Below are 18,165 nucleotides of genomic sequence, written 5' to 3'. Positions count from 1 at the left end.
ACTATTTATAAAAAATTAGTGTTTACTAGAACGGCATCCCGATCCCAAAATTGTACTGTATAAAATTATAGCGGTCAGGTCTATGGTCCTGGTAGTATTGCTCTTTAAATTCTTTTGAGTCAAAGAAATGCTTGATTACCCACTGGTTGCTCCCCGAAAACTGCGGATCTTTAACCTTTAGTCCTGCGTCCAGACGGATCACAAAGTAATCAGAATCAAAACGTAGCCCAAAACCCGTACCGATAGCTACCTGGCCCAAAAACTTATTGAATTTAAATTCACCGCCAGGATTTAATTCATCATCTTTTTTAAGTCGCCAGACGTTGCCCATATCAACAAAAGTAGCACCGTTCATCTTGGCCCCCAGAAAATTATTTAAGATACGAAATCTATACTCAGCATTTGCCTCCAATTTGATCTCGCCCAACTGATCTAAATTCCGTAAGTTCAATCGGAGGTCCTCACTCAGGTTTTGCCTGTTATAGGCCCCTGGCCCCAGCGTACGTGCCTGCCATGCCCGTATACCATTCATCCCTCCACTGTAAAAACTCTTTTCGAATATCAATAACTTCGAATTGTTCCCATATGGTATGGCTATCCCCGGATTAAACCGGAAAACAAATTGTCTGTTTCCTCCAAAATTTCGGTACAAACGATAGTCAAATTCAGTTTTCGCATATTGCAAGAAAGGAACTCCAAAGATTTTTTTCTCCCCATCGGCATTAGCCGGTAATTTGGCAATGCTACTGATCAGATCCAACACATTACCACTGACATCCACTGTTCCGCGGAAATATTGAAAATCTTCCTTGCTTGTGAGTTTCTTGCCATTCAGAATAAAAGTATATTGTGTACCCAATCCGAAATATTGACGATCATTGCTTCGTACGTACAATTGATACCCTTCCTGTTCCAGATTTTTTCTAAAATTTGAGTCTAATCTTCCGTCCCGATATTCCAATACGATTGGAGTAAAACTATGGTACTTGTTCTCCGTTTCATACCAGGAGTAATTCAGCGAAGTAATAAAATAGCGGTTGGAGTAAGTCCGATCCTGATCAAATAATTGAAGGGTCATAGAGTAGGTCGTTTTTGGCAAACCAAATTTCCCTCCTGGATTAATATGAAAAGGGACCATGAGTCTCGGAATTACCAAATTTACCCCCGCCTGAAAATCATTATTGAATATTTTACTGGAAAGCCCACCGGCCAAACGTGGATCAAACAACACCCCATAGCGGAGTTTTACTTCCAGCTGTTCAGAACCGCCAAAAATATTTCGCTGTGAAAATGTATTTCCAATATTAAAACCGCTCATCCCCGAACTAAAAGTATACTCTCCTTCAATCTGGTTACCCATTCGTGGTCGCGGGACGAAATCATAATGAACATCGAGTTTATTGGAATCTTTTTTCACAAACTGCACTTTTACAGACCGAAAACCGTTCATCTCATAAAGCCGATCATAAGACTTATTTTCCTCGGCCAACGAATAATAATTTCCCGATCGTAGGTACATATACCTTTCCAATGGTTTCCAGCGAAAGCTATTTGTTTCATCCACAAAAAGAAGTCGTTTTACAGAATCAGTTATACGACGAGCTGGTTTCTTTGACATTGCCCCATAATTCCTAATAGTCATATATACACTGTCAATTTGATACTTTTTATGTATCGTTGAATCACTGGGATTTTCTACATTTATTTTTAAATCGATCAAGTTTCCACTCAATGTAGAGTCAATACCAACACGCATATATTGCCTCAAGTAGTCATAATACCCATTGTTACGCATAACAACATATAATTTTTCCCGTTCATCCAGCAATTTGGCCGCATCGTATTGTGTATTGGGCTTTACCTTGGTTTTTGGTAGGATATCCCGATCAAATAACCATTTTGCATCCGCGTCTTCAAATTTACGTTCAATGTTTCTGATCTGATATGCATTTCCTTCATCGACATTAAAATTGATATGCGCCCTTTTTTTTCTAACTGTAATCTCAGGACTGACTTTGGCATTAAAATATCCCTTAGTAAACAAAAAACGTCTGATCTGATTAGCGGAAAGGTCAACCATTGCTGAGTCAAGCAAATGGGGTGGCTCACCAACATTTCTGATCTTCTTGGTCTTATAGCGACCTTTTTTTGTGTTGAAGGTATTATAAATAAATAGGTTTACCCGTGAATTAGGTCTGATCTGATTGGAGATATAGGTCTCGGAAGACTCTTTCAGTGCTGGTGAAACGCCAGAAATCTGTACTTTTGTAACCAAGGCTTGGTCGTCATCTATATATTTTGAAGATCGGCAAGATGCAAAAAATAGCGTCAAAAGCATTATACTTGCAAATCCGATAAAACGAGGGTACTTAATCATCAATAAAAATGTTGTCAAAAGCGCAAATCAGTCTAATAACGTCTCTACAAAACAAAAAGTATAGAAAACAACATGGCTTATTTATCGTTGAAGGCATAAAATCCGTCAAGGAATTTATCTCATCAAGCTACCAGGTCGATTCCATTTTCTATACAGACGACGCAAACACAAAAGTGGGTAAAATCTCCCATAATATAAAATCTCATGAACTGACGGAGGCTGAATTTCAAAAGATTAGTACCCTAAAATCTCCGCAAGGCATCCTTGCCTTGGTCAAGCTCCCCAAACAGCAACAAATTGAAGTAAATGATCTGAGAAATTGCTACAATATCGTTTTGGATGATGTACAGGATCCGGGTAATTTGGGAACCATCATTCGCACAGCCGAATGGTTTGGGATCAAGCATATCATTTGCTCCATTGGCACAGTAGATGCCTATAATCCAAAAGTTGTGCAGGCGACAATGGGCTCATTGGCAAGAATACAGGTACATTATCTCGATCTCCCTAAATTTATCTCTTCAACAGACTTACCGGTCTATGGCGCGCTACTTCATGGGCAATCCATTTATCAGACCGAATGGAGCACAGAAGGATTGATCGTCATGGGAAATGAAGGCAATGGCATCAGTACAGAAGTAATAGCTTTAATAGATCAGGCAGTGACCATACCTCGTATCGGCCAAGCGGAATCGCTGAATGTTGCTGTCGCAACAACGATATTCTGTAGTGAGATCGCCCGACGGCAATTGGTTTAGCGAATTTATTTTTAAAGGAATTCTATAGCCGTTGATGAAGGCCGAGCCGGTTGCCTTCGGAGTCTTCAATCTCAGCGACTGCAAAGCCTAGATCTTTATGAAAGGTCGCAGGATATAATACCTTTGCACCCGTGTTTTCTGCTTTTCTTAACGTCTCTTCCAGATCTTCGGTATGCAAATAAAGCACTATCCCTTGATGCGTAGGCTGATAAATTTCTCCTTTGGCCAGCGCACCAGTAACCCCCGACAGCTTTTCCTCAAAAGGGAAATAAGCCATCTGAATTCCATCAAACTCTTCCTGATCAAAGGAAAAGGAAAATAGCGCGCTGTAAAAACGAACAGCGCGGTCCATATTCAGTACTGGAATCTCAAAATAGACTCCTGGATTTCTTTTTTCTTTTGACATACGATTAATTGGAGTTTTCTTAAAGTTCGGCCAATAAAAGAGGTTTCCTCTCATCAGCGAAGACCAAATATACAAATTTGCCTCAACTGGATTTCCGGATGATTATTTTTATGTTACCATTGAAAGGATTTTAAAAATTTCGAACAAAAGAAAAAGTTTAATCGTTTCAAAAGCTGTACATTTGACCTATTCTTCAAAAAGTACAGGTATCTTCCACGGTATTGCATACTTGAAGAATTATTCATGCACGACAATTGTTTTAAAATGCCATCTGAACAGAAATCCATCTATACGCTTCAATTTATTTTACTCTGCCTGAGCTCACTCCTATTCTCCTCGAGTTTCAATATGATTATTCCAGAGCTCCCTAATTACCTGAGTAGCTTGGGTGGGGCTGAATATAAGGGGCTGATCATCGCATTGTTTACATTAACTGCCGGAATTTCAAGGCCTTTCAGCGGCAAGCTGACTGATCGTTGGGGCCGTGTACCGGTCATGGCCATCGGATCCATCGTCTGTTTTATCTGTGGTTTTCTCTATCCGATTTTAACTTCTGTCGCTGGTTTTTTGTTCCTGCGGTTGATCCATGGATTCTCTACCGGTTTTAAACCGACATCTACCTCGGCTTATGTTGCGGATCTTGTGCCCCAAAAAAGATGGGGTGAAGCCTTGGGAATGCATGGTCTTGCATTTAGTGTCGGCACTGCAGTAGGCCCAGCGATAGGGAGCGCAATTTTTGACGCTTTTGGAATTAATGTCATGTTCTATTCCTCTTCCTTCATGGCATTATTATCAATCCTCATCGTCATCAATATGAAGGAAACTTTGGTTAAAAAGGAGAGATTTAACCTTTCCATGCTCAAAATAAACCGAAATGACATCATTGAATGGCGTGCAGTCCCTGCTGGAATAGTTACCTTTCTGTCCTATACGGCATACGGTGTGATCCTGACCCTTATACCGGATTGGAGTGAGCACCTTGGATTAAAAAATAAAGGTCTTTTCTTCCTGGCATTTACGATCGCATCCGTTATGATACGTTTTGTCTCGGGAAAAGTTTCCGATCGCTACGGGAGGCCAAAAGTTATTATTACGGGCTTGGTGATTATTGCTATTGCTTTGGTGGTCATTGGTTTTGAGGATAGCTTTATCGGTATGATGATTGGAGCGAGCATCTATGGTATCGGAACTGGTATATTATCTCCCGCGGTTAATGCCTGGACCATTGACCTGAGTATCCCCGAACATCGGGGCAAAGCGGTTGCGACCATGTATATTTCCCTCGAAGCAGGTATTGGGCTTGGCGCCCTCCTCGCTGGACTGTATTATGCAGATGTCATCCTTCGCATTCCGCAAATTATGTATGCCAATGCCGTGGTGCTAGTGATTGCTTTACTCTATATGCTGAATTGGCAAAGAAAATCTTAGCTTTAGCTATTCGATTGTAGTCATTAGATTGGAGTAATCTAACGGCAGACTAACAAGGTCACGATAGCATCGCCGACATGACTATTTATAAACAGATAGCAAATGATGAACAATTATTTAAAGCTTCAATATAAATTGTTGACGCGCCATTTTAAGGCGACTGGCCTTCCGATAGCGGTTGCGCCACTTTTGTTACTGGGAGTCTGTTATCTTGCCCATTACCTTCTGCTCCAGTATCCTGTTTTTGGAAGCTATACCTTACTGCTTAGCAATTTTCAATTACTCTTTCTCCTGACCGAAAAAAACAGGAACGATTTTCTAAAAAACACCTTTAGTACAAAGGATTTTTACACGATCAGGCTACTGGAAAATGGCCTTGTGATTTTACCATCCATGCTTATTTTTCTATTCCTAGGACTATGGTTATATGGCGTGGCGCTCATTGCCCTGGCTGTTGTATTTGCTTTTTTGATCTTTAAAGCTTTTGGTAAATCTATCCCAACTCCGTTTACAAAGAAACCATTTGAATTTATTATTGGATTCCGAAGGAGTTACCTGCTAATTTTCATTCTGTATATACTCGGAGCAATCGGCTTCTATGTAATGAACCCTAACCTCGTTCTATTTTGTATCGCTGGTATTTCACTTACCGCTGTATTCTACTATCAATTACCGGAACCTATATTTTATCTTTGGAACAGCCGAGAGTCACCGGCCAGATTTCTCTTGCGGAAATTTAGGCGTGGGATACTGCAATGCCTTTTATTTGCCTTTCCGCTCCTACTGACATACGCCTTTATTTTTTCATCAGAATGGTTTAATGCAGTAATCGTTTTGGGCGGTATACTATTTCTACTCCCTTTTGCCATTACCTTAAAATATGTCGCTTATCCTCGAGAGATCAATTTTCCGGAGGTTTTTGCGCTGGTGTTATGTTTCAGCTTCTATCCATTGATATTGGCATTATTACCTTTCTATTACTTTAAAGCCCTCAAAAATCTAAAGAACTATTTATGATCGAGCTTATTCATATCAGTAAATCCTTTGGCCAGCATCAGGTCTTGCATGAGGTCTCCTTTACCTTTGAGGATGGAAAAGTCTACGGCATCGTAGGCGAAAACGGCGCTGGAAAAACAACATTATTCCGTTGTATAGCAGGTCTGGAAACAGCTTCGGGAAAGATTAATGCGAACATACAACCACTTAAAAGCCATCTGGGCTACCTCACATCAGATCCATATTTTTTGTCAAAACTGACAGGTGAAGAGTATATTTATCTCCTTACCGATGCCCGTGGGAAAAGCATTAAAAACCTCGATGAAAGAAATCTCTTCGAACTGCCATTAAAAGAGTATGCGAGCTCGTATTCTACAGGGATGAAAAAGAAATTGGCACTAACTGCAACACTGCTCCAGGACAACTGTTTCTACATTCTTGATGAACCTTTTAACGGAATCGATCTACAAAGTAGTATTATCCTGACCGAAATCATACTACGTCTTAAAGCAATGCGTAAAACCATCCTGATCTCATCGCATATATTTTCGACATTAAAGGATACCTGTGATGAGATACTCGTTCTAGAAGGAGGTCGGATCAGCAAGACTGTCAAAAAAGAACAGTTCGGTGATTTTGAAGAAGAAATGAAAGAGAAAATATTGAAAAAAGATATTGATAAACTGTGGCTTTAAAACCCGTTAAAACCTAAGATACACCAGATGGAAAAATACCTACCAACGTTAGAAACCGAACGCCTAATCATCCGTCCGATAAGCATGGGCGATAAGGACCATTTTTTTGCCATGGATTCACAGGCTGAGGTACATACCTTCCTCAATAAAGAGCCAGTTCAATCCATCGAAGAAATGGAAAAAGTGATCGCTCTCATTCAGCAACAATATGAAAAATACGGTATTGGCCGGCTGGGAGTAATTGAAAAATCAAGCAATCAATGGATCGGCTGGACGGGATTTAAATATATTGATGAATTGGAAAATGGACGTATAGGATTCCTGGACCTCGGTTATCGTTTCAGGGTAGAATCCTGGGGCAAAGGATATGCCACTGAAGCGGCATCGGCTTGTATGCAGTATTATCGCAAACACCTGACCCATTTCGAGCTCCATGCCATCACCCATACAGACAACCAAGGATCGAGGCATGTATTGGAAAAAGTGGGGTTTCAGGTCACCGAAGAGTTTTATTTCGACCATTGGGATATCCGTTGTTTTTGGTATGATTTGGTCGAAGATACTAAACAAAACTAATTATGTTAGCTTTTAAAACTAATTTTTTTAACTTTTCATAGTTTCACTGGGATAAAACAAAATGGTTTTGTATTTTTACACGTTCGAATAAAATAAGATTTCGAACATTTCTGTATTGTACAATTTAATCTATTGCTGAGTAAATGAGTGACGAAACAAACTTCCCAACGGAAGATAATCAAGAAGAATTAGGAGCAGGAAAAACAGAAGGCGGAAGTCAGACAATACCTTTATCTGGACTGTACGAGAACTGGTTTTTGGATTATGCGTCCTACGTGATCTTGGATAGAGCTGTACCCCATATAAATGACGGCTTAAAACCCGTACAACGTCGTATTCTCCATTCTCTAAAGGAAATGGATGATGGAAGATATAATAAGGCTGCCAATGTCATTGGTAATACCATGAAATATCACCCGCATGGAGATGCCTCCATTGGAGATGCCATGGTTCAGCTAGGACAGAAAGACCTTTTGATAGATTGTCAGGGTAACTGGGGCTTCCCGATTACAGGTGATTCGGCTGCGGCGCCACGTTATATTGAGGGGCGGCTTTCTAAATTTGCGAATGAAGTTGTCTTCAATCCCGAAACGACCGAATGGCAACAGAGCTACGACGGCCGTAACCGTGAGCCAGTCACTTTACCTGTTAAATTTCCATTGCTTCTGGCACAGGGAGCAGAAGGTATTGCTGTGGGTTTAGCAACCAAGATTATGCCGCACAACTTTATTGAACTCATTGATGGCTCAATTCAGGTACTGAACGGCGAACGTCCGAATATTCTTCCCGATTTTCCAACAGGTGGTATGGCCGATGTGTCCAACTACAACGAAGGTCAACGTGGCGGAAAGATCCGTGTGCGCGCTAAAATCGAGGAGCGGGATAAAAAGACTTTGGCAATCACGGAGATTCCTTTTGGCACTACTACAGGCGGCTTGATCGAAAGTGTAGTGACTGCCAATGAGAAGGGCAAAATCAAAATCAAGAAAATCGAAGACAACACCGCTGGAAATGTTGAAATCATCGTGCATTTAGCACCAGGAATCTCTCCCGATGTGACGATCGATGCCTTGTACGCTTTCACAGCCTGCGAGGTTTCCATTTCGCCAAATACCTGTGTCATCAAGGATGAGAAACCTCATTTTATGAGTGTCAATGACATCTTGATTGAAAACACCAAAAACACCAAAAATCTATTGAAGCGGGAACTGGAGATCCGTTTAAATGATCTTCAGGAAAAAATATTCTTCAATAGTCTATTAAAAATATTCATCCAAGAGGGGATGTACAAACACGCCGATTATGAAAATGCCGGTGACTTTGACACTGTAGTGCAGGTTTTAAATCGTTTGTTTGAGCCATTCTTTGAACAGTTTTATCGTGAAATTCTTCCTGAGGATTACAAGAAACTGATCGACAAACCAATGAGTAGTATCACGCGTTTCGATGTAAAAAAATCAGACGAAACGATGAAGACGCTCGAAAATGAAATCAAGGAAGTGAAGCGGCATTTGCGCCAATTGACAGAATATGCCATTGCATGGTATGAAAAACTACGCGAAAAATACAGTAAAGATCGCGAGCGCAAGACTGAATTACGCATCTTTGATAAAGTTGAGGCAACACAAGTTGCTTTGGCCAATGCTAAACTATACGTCAATCGCGAAGAAGGTTTCATCGGCTCCGGAATGAAGAAGGATGAATTTGTCTGTGATTGCTCAGATATCGACGATATCATTGTATTCCGTGAAGATGGCAAATATGTCGTCAGCAAGATTCAGGATAAAGTATTTGTTGGAAAAGGGATTATCCACGTAGCGGTCTTCAAAAAAGGTGACGAACGTACCATATACAATGTCATCTATAAAGAAGGCGAAACCGGCACAAGTTATATCAAACGTTTTTCTGTTGTTGGCGTTACCCGCGATAAGGAGTACGATGTATCCAAAGGATCTAAAGGATCTAAAGTTTTGTATTTCACTGCTAATCCAAATGGCGAGGCCGAAGTGGTCAATATACAGCTCAAACCACACACGAAATTGCGTAAACTGAATTTCGATATGGATTTCGCTGAAATTGCCATTAAAGGTCGTGCGTCCCAGGGAAATATTGTCTCCAAATATCCAGTCAAGAAAATCGCCTTCAAAAGCTCAGGTATTTCAACGCTTGCGGGCCGAAAAATTTGGTACGACAGCATCATGAAACGCTTAAATGCGGATGAACGTGGTCAGTATTTAGGGGAATTTGATGGTGATGATAAAATATTGGTTGTGCTTTCCGATGGTAGCTACGAGTTATCGAACTTCGACCTAAGCAACCACTTTGATGAGAAAATGATCCGTATTGAGAAATTCTATCCGGAACATGTTTATACCGTAGTACATCAAGATGGTAAGAGCGGTACCTATTTTGTCAAACGTTTTAAATTTGATGACCAGCCTATTGGTAAACGCATTTCGTTCATCAATGAAGAACCCGGTTCAAAATTAGTACTTATGAGCAATGCCGCTGAGCCTACGGTCAAATTGGATATTTTGAAAGGCAAATCTCAAACCGAGGAAACGCTGGAACAACCATTGACAGAAATCATTGATGTCAAAGGCATAAAGGCACAGGGGAATCGTCTTTCCTTCCATACCGTAAAATCGGTAGCCCTAATTACAGCAGACGAAGACCTAAGTGAAAAGGGAACGAAGAAAGCAGAAGTTACGACAGAAGGTGGCGAAACAAAATCCGATGAGACAAAGGCGGAGGTTTCAACAGCTGAAACAGCAACAGACGCATCCAATGATAAAAAAGAAGATGACATCAAATTAGAGATTACTAATCCTGATGACATCCAAATTGATGACAAGGGGCAAATGGAAATGTTTTAACAGCATTTTCCAATAAATAATCCGCATAAGAAAAGGCTCGAATATCATATTCGAGCCTTTTATATTATTATTGATAGCAGGTAGTTTTCAAAGGTCACCACGGCCTTGCTTCAATCCTCCCCCCCTCTAATAAACAGCCCACAGTCAATTTGCTGTGCTTGATACAAAATTCCTGACATAAAGCTTTTAAGCTTTAAATTCTTTTAGAAATTTTTGGAGTTTCGGCGCAATGACCACCGAACAGAACGGGTTCTCAGGGTGATCATTAAAATAATTATGATGATAATTTTCAGCAAGCCAAAATATTGACGCTGGTTCCACCGCTGTTACAATTGGATCTTCATAGATATCCTCATTTTCCAATTCATCAATAAAGTTTTTCGCTAAGATCTCCTGTTCTTCGTTATGATAGAAGACCACAGAACGATACTGTGTACCCACATCATTACCCTGACGGTTCAATGTTGTCGGATTATGTGTCTTAAAGAAAATTTTCAACAGTTCCTCATAATTGACCAACTCATCATCATACTCCAACTCCACCACTTCTACATGATCCGTTGTTCCAGTACAGACCTGCTCATAAGTAGGATGGTCTATATGACCTCCCATATATCCAGGCAATACGGATGTCACTCCCTCGGTATTTTGGAAGATCACTTCCGTACACCAAAAACATCCACCTCCAAAAGTTGCTTTCATATTTTTATAGTATTTAGTAATGAGTATTGAGTATTTAGACTGTGATTTTTAAGCCCTTGGCATACTTGTTATCTCATTTTTCTCACGCTAACGTCGCTTATACAAAGATAATCAATAATAAATTTAATACTTCTATCTAAATCTGTATTCTCTATTTAATAGTGCGTATTGAGTAGTAAGTATCTAAACTTTGGTTTTATAAGCCCTGGGCATACCCTTTTTTTCAGTCCTAGATCCTTTGTCTCAATCTCAGATCTAAAATCTCATATCTAATTACTGATAATAATGTTTTCCTTTGATCAATAAATCCTGCTGTTTACTGTCACAAACAGCGTAAGAGAATCCCTCCTGCAATGCAAAAGCGCCATACTCTCCCTTTTTGTTAATCGCCAAAAATCCGACTTGTATCTCTTTGGCAATTGCAGGCTTTTTCTTCACAATACGCATCACCGCTTCCTTGCAGGCATCTTCGGGGGAGTAACCCTGACGCATTAATTCGACCACCAAAAAGCTGCCTACATTTCGGATAACTTCTTCACCTACCCCGGTCGAAGTGGCCCCACCGACTTCATTGTCTACATACAATCCCGCTCCGATGATCGGGCTATCTCCCACCCGGCCATGCATTTTAAATGCCATTCCACTTGTTGTACAGGCTCCGGAGATATTTCCGTTGGCGTCCAGGGCTAACATACCAATAGTATCGTGATTGTATTGATTGCCCGGTAGACGCTCCGCAGCAAAAGTTTTATTCTCGATATTAACGACTGGCTTGTATTTCTTCTCTTTTAACCACTCTTTCCAAGCTTTCTCTCCCTCAGGTGTCAATAAATTCTCTTCTTGAAAACCGTTTTCCAATGCAAATTGTAAGGCACCTTCACCAACAAGCATGACGTGTGGTGTTTTCTCCATAACCAAGCGGGCCACCGATATCGGATGTCCGATTTTTTCCATACCAGCCACAGCACCACAATTACCATCCGCATCCATAATGCAAGCATCTAGGGTCACATGTCCATCACGATCCGGGTAACCGCCTTTGCCTACGGTCATATTTTTTAAGTCTGCTTCGGGTACCCGTACCCCTTGTTCGACAGCATCAAGAGCTTTTCCGCCTTTGGATAAGATCTCCCAGGCCGCTTTATTTGCTGCTATCCCAAAATCCCAAGTGGATATGACAATCGGATATTTTTTCAACCTATCATCGGATGCAATTGTCAGCCCTTTTGTATCAAATGCACTCAAAGTACCTATAGCTGTAGCAGCCATAAAACCTTGCTTAATAAAATTACGTCTAGAACTCATATATAAACTATTTGTCTTTTTAATAACCTGTCTGCCTCCACAATCCGGCATTTTACAAGCATGAATAATTCGTTTTTTGAATGTCCATTACGCTAGCCCATAATCGCCAACCTGCTTTTTGGTAGTGAGATTCAAAAACAATCAATGGTTTTGCGATCAATAAGCAATAATACAAAATGGTTTTAGCAAATAGACAAATTAATTAAAATTAAGCCCAAAGGTTCGTTTTTTAGCAACACAGTACTCGAATCACTCAAAAATCGACAACAAACATTGATTTATATTGTGAATTAATCCTATCTTTAGAAACAAACTAATCAGCATGAAAAACACACTAAAATTCGCTATTTTAGCATGTGCAAGTCTTATTGGCACAAGTCATGGCCATGCACAGCAAGTAGATTCCACCACTTATTTCAAAATCAAAGAATTGCAAGAAAACGTAAAGCGTGAATTTGCACCGGATCGAAGAACGAAAATCGTGGCTATTCAAAAAGCGGATGTTCCCCAAAATCTATATATCCTCGAAACAACAGAAAAAGATGCTAAGTTCGTTCTCGAACAAAAAGCAAAAGAAATATCCGCGAATATCCAAGTTCAACTCTTACCGGACGCCAGTGTTGATGGAAAAACTATGGGGGTAATCAGACTTTCAGTTGCCAACATGCGTACGTCCCCGGATAACGCCGCGGAACTGACAAGCCAAGTTTTATTGGGCACACAAGTAGACCTGCTACAGAAGAAAAGCGGTGAATACCGGGTACGTACACCTGATGGTTATATTGCCTGGGTGCCAGCATCTTCAATAGCTGTCATGGATCAGGCCGAGATTGATAACTGGAGACAATCAGAAAAGTTGATCTACACCACTGAATTCGGAAAATCTTATTCCGAACCCAATGAGAAAAGCCAACGGGTATCGGATCTCGTATACGGAGATATCTTGAAATTAACCGGACAAAAAGCGAGTTTTTATGAAATCGCTTATCCCGATGGCCGCAAAGGTTATATCAAGAAATCCGAAGGCCTAACGTTAAAAAATTGGCTAGATACACGTAATCCTACCGCTGATCAAATTATCGCAAGTGCAAAGACTATGTTAGGATTACCTTATTTGTGGGGCGGCACATCGGTCAAAGGGGTCGACTGTAGCGGATTTACCAAAACAAGCTTCTTTATGAATGGCTTCGTTATCCCTAGAGATGCATCACAGCAGGTTTTAGCGGGCGAAAAGATAGATATTTTGGACAGCGAGGGGCATTTTGACCCTGACAAAGCGCTCAAAAACCTGAAACCAGCAGATTTACTTTTCTTCGCTGCAGGCAAAAATAGTAATCCCAACGCACGTGTAACCCATGTAGCGCTTTATATTGGCAATGGCACTTTTATCCATGCTGCAGGATTGGTCCGCATTAACAGCATGCTAAAAGATGCTGCTGATTACGACGATTTTCAGACACGTACCGTTGTTGCTGCCCGCCGTTATTTAGGTGCCAAGGATTCTGCAATTCAAAAAATCGCTGAAAGCAATTACTATATCAACAAATAAACCATAATGAGCAATCAATCTGAATGGATCAGCAAGGATTTTGGGGCCTTTAAGCTAAGGTTCCGTCCATATACCCTAACACTACGCCATGTTTTTACCGTCGCTTCCTACAGTCGAAACACAACACCTGTTGTATTGACCGAGCTGGAGTACGACGGTATTATCGGTTACGGTGAGGCCAGCATGCCACCTTATCTTGGTGAGTCACAGGAAAGTGTTATTGCTTTCTTAAATCAAATTGATTTGTCGGGATTCAGCTCTCCATTCCAAACCGAAGAGATCCTACACTATGTAGATCAAGTAGCAGCAAAGAATACAGCCGCCAAAGCAGCGATAGATATTGCATTGCACGATGTGCTCGGTAAGATTATGGGCCAGCCTTTCTATAAAATCTGGGGATTAAACCCCGATCTTATCCCGCCGACTTCCTACACCATCGGTATCGATACGGAGGACATGATCCGCAAAAAGGTTGCTGAAGCAGATCAGTTTAAGATTCTAAAAGTAAAATTGGGACTGGATACCGATAAAATGATTATTGACACCATTCGCCAGGTGACTGATCGTCCTTTATGTGCCGATGTCAATCAGGGTTGGAAAACTCGGGAACAAGCATTGGAAATGGCCTATTGGCTGGCCGAGCGAAACGTCGCTTTTCTCGAACAACCGATGCCCAAAGAACAGATTGACGATAATGCCTGGCTGACTGAACATAGTCCAATACCCACAATCGCGGATGAGGGCTGTCAACGATTGGTTGATGTACCTGCATTAAAAGACGTATACAGCGGTATCAATATCAAGCTGATGAAATGTACCGGTATGCGTGAAGCCAAACGGATGGCCGAACTTGCACGTTCCCTCGAAATGAAAGTAATGATCGGCTGTATGACCGAAACTTCTTGTGCTATTAGTGCAGCAGCACAATTAGCACCACTAACTGATTGGGCAGATTTAGATGGGGCACTCCTGATCGACAACGATATCTATGATGGTATGACGGTAATTGATGGCAACTGCATCTTACCGAACCGTCCGGGAATTGGAATTTTAAGAAAATAAGATTATATTCAATGCAATGTTTTTTGTCTTATAAAAAGAACATTGCATTGATTTCGCTATAGCAATTGTAAACAAAGGCGATAGCAACCAAAACATTAACAAACTAAATTAATCAATTCATAGCTTTTATGAAATATCCACGTTTGAAAAGTGTAACACCGATGTAACTCGACTGGATATTCCATATGACCTATAAAGACAAATCTTTTTCATATGAAACAACATGTGCTCACAACCTTGTGTCTCCTAGCCTGTAGTTCGATGCAGTCTCTATATGCACAACAGATTCAGATTGCTGGAAAAATTACAGACAGCAATGGAAATCCCATCAGCGGAGTTACCATAAATATCAAAGGGTCGAGCCAGGGAACATCGACCAATGAACAAGGCTTATTCACCCTTCATGCGAATTCGAATGCGTCGCTCCTGATATCTGCTGTTGGGTATAAAGCGCAGGAGATTCAGATCAATGGCCGAAAAACAATCAGTATCACTATTACAAGTGGCGAACAGGCTTTAGATGAGGTCATGGTTGTCGCTTATGGTACAGCAAAAAAAAGTACATATACTGGATCTGCGGCAATAGTAAAAGCCAAAGATATAGATAATGTTCCCACAACCTCATTTGAAAGTGCCTTAAGTGGACGCGTTGCGGGTCTGACAGTTTCTACTCCCTCTGGACAAGCAGGCTCAACACCTAGCATTCGTATTCGGGGCGTAGGATCGATGAATGCTTCGAACGAACCGCTCTATGTCATAGATGGTGTTCCTGCCAATTCCGGTTCGGGTGGTCAAATGGGGGACTATATCTACACATCAAACAATGTTATGGGAAATCTCAATCCCGATGATATTGAAACGATTACCGTACTAAAAGATGCGGCGGCCTCCTCCCTATATGGTTCCAGAGCAGCAAATGGTGTCATCTTAATAACGACCAAAAAAGGCAAAACGGGAAAACCCACGGTCAATTTTAAAAGCTCTATCGGCTTTACGCCAACCTGGGCAACAGACAATTACGAAACAGCTTCGCCTCAGGATCAAGTTAATATGCTGTATCAGATATTTCATGATTACCGCACGTCAAACGTCAATCCAAAAACTGGTGTAAATTATACCGATGCGGATGCCAGTACTTACGCCCTTGGACAGCTAAATACTAAATTTAACAGACATGGTTATCGTTTTGAAGTCAGCGATCCCCTAAGAATGAGCAATGTCAGCATTCTGGGAATGACTGATGGAATTGAAAACCGTGAAGGCAAATATTACGATTGGGATAAAGCGCTGTTTCGCACGGGGATTTATCAGGACAACAATCTTTCACTTTCAGGTGGAACTGAGTCGACGAAATACTTTTCCTCTTTAGGTTACACAACAGATAAAAGCAGGATTAGGGTCAATGATTTCGAACGTATTTCAGGCCGTCTCAATCTAACACAAAAAATCGTTGATAACCTGGAATTTGGAACGAATATCAATATCGGTCACAACAAGAAAAAAGGTTTTAACGATACCCGCAATACAGGATCGAATTATTTTCTACAATCCAGAAATCTCTTGTGGCCTTTATACTGGCCTACAAACTATAAAACGGGTGAGGCTTGGACAGACCGCTATGGTAGCTATGCCTATAATGCCGACTATTATGACCAACAATGGGACAACAACTCGAAAACAAATAAACTAGGCGTCATCAGCAACCTGACCTGGACAATTCTTCCCGAATTAACAGCAAAAACTGTATTCTCGTATGATTATACGGATATGAAGGACTACCTGTATTATAGCGCTAAACATTTCAATGGTATCAGCGACGGAGGTGTAGTGCATCAATTTAACACGAATATGCTGAAATTGGTAACTTCAAATACCATAAATTATAATAAATCTTTTGACAAACACACGATAAACTTACTTGCGGGGTTTGAAGCCGAAAAAAATAAGACGGATTTTATGCGCACAACAGGCCGCAATTTGGGGTCCGCCGAACTTCCTTACATTTCTTCGGCAGGTAAGTTTGAAGCGAATGCATATAGCTGGGGATATAATCTGATGTCATTCTTGGGAAGAGCGGAATACAATTATGACAACACTTATTTTTTAGCAGCTTCTTATCGTCGTGATGGTTCTTCGAAACTAGGTCCCAAAAACCGTTGGGGAGATTTTTGGTCGATATCGGGTGCATATAGCCTAAAAAGCCTTCCATCATTACGCGATAACGATGCCATCAGTACATTACGTCTCAAGGCCTCTTACGGTGTCAATGGAACCTTACCAACAGACAATTTTGGATGGAGAAGACTAGTATCCTTTAACAACTTCAATTATAAAGGACAACCGGGGGGTAACCTTGTCTCCAACCCAGACCCGGATATTACCTGGGAAACCTCTTACACAACGAACGCCGGACTGGAATTTGGGTTCTTAAACAACAGAATCACGGGGTCAGTAGAATACTTCAATCGCAGCTCTAAAAACTTATTACAGGATGTCCCAACTTCACAAACAACTGGATTCAGCACCGTATTAAGAAACGTAGGACAAATCAATAACAAAGGAATTGAAATTGAATTAGCTGGCGACATCATCAAAAAAGATGATTTTAGATGGAGTGCCAATGTAAATGCAGCTTTCATAAATTCAAAAGTCCAAAAGCTAAATGACAACCAAGATATTATCTGGTATGACCCTACTGGCTCAGTGGGTAATGATACCAAAGGGAGCGGTGATGCCCGTGCACAATTTATTTATAGGGAAGGACAGTCGACGCTTGCATTTTATGGCTACGAATGGGCAGGCGTTGATGCGACCAATGGCAAAAACGTCTATTATACAAATAACAGCAACACAGGTTCGGGTATATTTGATTACAATGGCCGAAAAGCAACTTATGACTTTAACCAAGCCGATTATACAATTATCGGAAATGGTATTCCCAATGTCAGCGGTGGTATAAATACTGATTTTGAGTACAAAAATTTCAATCTTGGGTTCAATTTCATATATAAACTTGGTGGCAAACTATATGATGGAGCGTTCAAAGATGTAGCCGACGATGGTTACTATTGGGAAAGGATTCGCTCGGAATATGCCTTTGAGCATATGTGGACCGAAAACAATACATCTGGCACCTTACCGAAATTAGACGGAAACGACTTGACCGACCCTCAAAAATATAGCTCCAGACAATTACACGATGCTTCATTCCTCAGATTAAAAAATATCAATTTTGGCTACAGATTGCCTAAAACTGTTTTGAACAAAATCGGATTTAGCAATGCACGTGTATACTTCAACGGAACTAATCTATTGACCGCATCAAAATATAAAATTGCCGATCCTGAGGTTGGTCAATACGCAACACGCGGCTGGGAAACACCGCTAGGGAAGACCTACACATTTGGTATAGAACTGGGTTTTTAATCCTTAATC

13 protein-coding genes are annotated in these 18,165 nt (G+C 40.8%); 9 read left to right on the top strand and 4 right to left on the bottom strand.

Going from position 1 to position 18,165, the window contains the following annotated elements; translation table 11 throughout:
• Window positions 1–25: 25 nt before the first annotated feature.
• Entirely contained in the window at window positions 26–2,377 is a 2,352-nt protein-coding gene (locus HMAT_RS25250; RefSeq protein WP_104385597.1) for a BamA/TamA family outer membrane protein, read from the bottom strand.
• Between the two features lie 8 nt (window positions 2,378–2,385).
• Between HMAT_RS25250 and HMAT_RS25245 the strand changes: the two genes are divergently transcribed.
• Window positions 2,386–3,135: an RNA methyltransferase gene (locus HMAT_RS25245; protein ID WP_104385596.1), complete on the top strand. Its 750-nt coding sequence runs from the start codon at window positions 2,386–2,388 to the stop codon at window positions 3,133–3,135.
• Between the two features lie 22 nt (window positions 3,136–3,157).
• Here HMAT_RS25245 and HMAT_RS25240 read toward each other — a convergent pair whose 3' ends face one another.
• The gene (locus HMAT_RS25240) at window positions 3,158–3,541 is read right to left on the bottom strand and encodes a VOC family protein (RefSeq protein WP_104385639.1); all 384 of its coding nucleotides are present in this window, start codon (window positions 3,539–3,541) and stop codon (window positions 3,158–3,160) included.
• 264 nt (window positions 3,542–3,805) lie between these two features.
• Between HMAT_RS25240 and HMAT_RS25235 the strand changes: the two genes are divergently transcribed.
• The 5 genes from HMAT_RS25235 to HMAT_RS25215 all read left to right on the top strand — a co-directional run bounded on the left by HMAT_RS25235 (window position 3,806) and on the right by HMAT_RS25215 (window position 10,112).
• Window positions 3,806–4,969, top strand: coding sequence for an MFS transporter (locus tag HMAT_RS25235; protein ID WP_104385595.1), 1,164 nt, complete (start codon window positions 3,806–3,808; stop codon window positions 4,967–4,969).
• Window positions 4,970–5,071: 102 nt separating this feature from the next.
• Window positions 5,072–5,986: a hypothetical protein gene (locus tag HMAT_RS25230; RefSeq protein WP_158656141.1), complete on the top strand. Its 915-nt coding sequence runs from the start codon at window positions 5,072–5,074 to the stop codon at window positions 5,984–5,986.
• A complete protein-coding gene (locus HMAT_RS25225) occupies window positions 5,983–6,660 on the top strand; it encodes an ATP-binding cassette domain-containing protein (protein ID WP_104385593.1) in 678 nt (225 codons plus the stop codon). The genes HMAT_RS25230 and HMAT_RS25225 overlap by 4 nt, the downstream gene beginning before the upstream one ends.
• A gap of 27 nt (window positions 6,661–6,687) precedes the next feature.
• Window positions 6,688–7,236, top strand: coding sequence for a GNAT family N-acetyltransferase (locus tag HMAT_RS25220; RefSeq protein WP_104385592.1), 549 nt, complete (start codon window positions 6,688–6,690; stop codon window positions 7,234–7,236).
• A 143-nt stretch (window positions 7,237–7,379) separates the two neighbouring features.
• A complete protein-coding gene (locus HMAT_RS25215; protein ID WP_104385591.1) occupies window positions 7,380–10,112 on the top strand; it encodes a DNA gyrase/topoisomerase IV subunit A in 2,733 nt (910 codons plus the stop codon).
• Between the two features lie 186 nt (window positions 10,113–10,298).
• Here the strand turns inward: HMAT_RS25215 and msrA are convergent, their stop codons facing one another.
• The gene (msrA, locus tag HMAT_RS25210) at window positions 10,299–10,814 is read right to left on the bottom strand and encodes a peptide-methionine (S)-S-oxide reductase MsrA (protein WP_104385590.1); all 516 of its coding nucleotides are present in this window, start codon (window positions 10,812–10,814) and stop codon (window positions 10,299–10,301) included.
• Between the two features lie 273 nt (window positions 10,815–11,087).
• Window positions 11,088–12,119, bottom strand: a complete 1,032-nt coding sequence (locus tag HMAT_RS25205; protein ID WP_104385638.1) for a N(4)-(beta-N-acetylglucosaminyl)-L-asparaginase — start codon at window positions 12,117–12,119, stop codon at window positions 11,088–11,090.
• Window positions 12,120–12,441: 322 nt separating this feature from the next.
• Here HMAT_RS25205 and HMAT_RS25200 point away from each other — a divergent pair, with 322 nt between their 5' ends.
• The 3 genes from HMAT_RS25200 to HMAT_RS25190 all read left to right on the top strand — a co-directional run bounded on the left by HMAT_RS25200 (window position 12,442) and on the right by HMAT_RS25190 (window position 18,156).
• Complete coding sequence (locus HMAT_RS25200) at window positions 12,442–13,668, top strand: NlpC/P60 family protein (protein ID WP_104385589.1); 1,227 nt, start codon at window positions 12,442–12,444, stop codon at window positions 13,666–13,668.
• Between the two features lie 6 nt (window positions 13,669–13,674).
• Window positions 13,675–14,730: a dipeptide epimerase gene (locus tag HMAT_RS25195; RefSeq protein WP_104385588.1), complete on the top strand. Its 1,056-nt coding sequence runs from the start codon at window positions 13,675–13,677 to the stop codon at window positions 14,728–14,730.
• A 213-nt stretch (window positions 14,731–14,943) separates the two neighbouring features.
• Complete coding sequence (locus HMAT_RS25190) at window positions 14,944–18,156, top strand: TonB-dependent receptor (protein WP_104385587.1); 3,213 nt, start codon at window positions 14,944–14,946, stop codon at window positions 18,154–18,156.
• The last annotated feature ends 9 nt before the right edge of the window (window positions 18,157–18,165 follow it).

The organism is Sphingobacterium sp. HMA12 (genome assembly GCF_002933815.1).
GTDB lineage: Bacteria > Bacteroidota > Bacteroidia > Sphingobacteriales > Sphingobacteriaceae > Sphingobacterium.
The sequence above is the reverse complement of the archived record's forward strand: the minus strand, read 5'-3'. Positions and strand labels throughout refer to the sequence as shown.

Bases quoted from the DNA above. Each gene is read 5' to 3' on its own strand.
- HMAT_RS25250 (WP_104385597.1), bottom strand. From the start codon at position 2,377: ATGATTAAGTACCCTCGTTTTATCGGATTTGCAAGTATAATGCTTTTG.
- HMAT_RS25245 (WP_104385596.1), top strand. From the start codon at position 2,386: ATGTTGTCAAAAGCGCAAATCAGTCTAATAACGTCTCTACAAAACAAA.
- HMAT_RS25240 (WP_104385639.1), bottom strand. From the start codon at position 3,541: ATGTCAAAAGAAAAAAGAAATCCAGGAGTCTATTTTGAGATTCCAGTA.
- HMAT_RS25235 (WP_104385595.1), top strand. From the start codon at position 3,806: ATGCCATCTGAACAGAAATCCATCTATACGCTTCAATTTATTTTACTC.
- HMAT_RS25230 (WP_158656141.1), top strand. From the start codon at position 5,072: ATGATGAACAATTATTTAAAGCTTCAATATAAATTGTTGACGCGCCAT.
- HMAT_RS25225 (WP_104385593.1), top strand. From the start codon at position 5,983: ATGATCGAGCTTATTCATATCAGTAAATCCTTTGGCCAGCATCAGGTC.
- HMAT_RS25220 (WP_104385592.1), top strand. From the start codon at position 6,688: ATGGAAAAATACCTACCAACGTTAGAAACCGAACGCCTAATCATCCGT.
- HMAT_RS25215 (WP_104385591.1), top strand. From the start codon at position 7,380: ATGAGTGACGAAACAAACTTCCCAACGGAAGATAATCAAGAAGAATTA.
- msrA (WP_104385590.1), bottom strand. From the start codon at position 10,814: ATGAAAGCAACTTTTGGAGGTGGATGTTTTTGGTGTACGGAAGTGATC.
- HMAT_RS25205 (WP_104385638.1), bottom strand. From the start codon at position 12,119: ATGAGTTCTAGACGTAATTTTATTAAGCAAGGTTTTATGGCTGCTACA.
- HMAT_RS25200 (WP_104385589.1), top strand. From the start codon at position 12,442: ATGAAAAACACACTAAAATTCGCTATTTTAGCATGTGCAAGTCTTATT.
- HMAT_RS25195 (WP_104385588.1), top strand. From the start codon at position 13,675: ATGAGCAATCAATCTGAATGGATCAGCAAGGATTTTGGGGCCTTTAAG.
- HMAT_RS25190 (WP_104385587.1), top strand. From the start codon at position 14,944: ATGAAACAACATGTGCTCACAACCTTGTGTCTCCTAGCCTGTAGTTCG.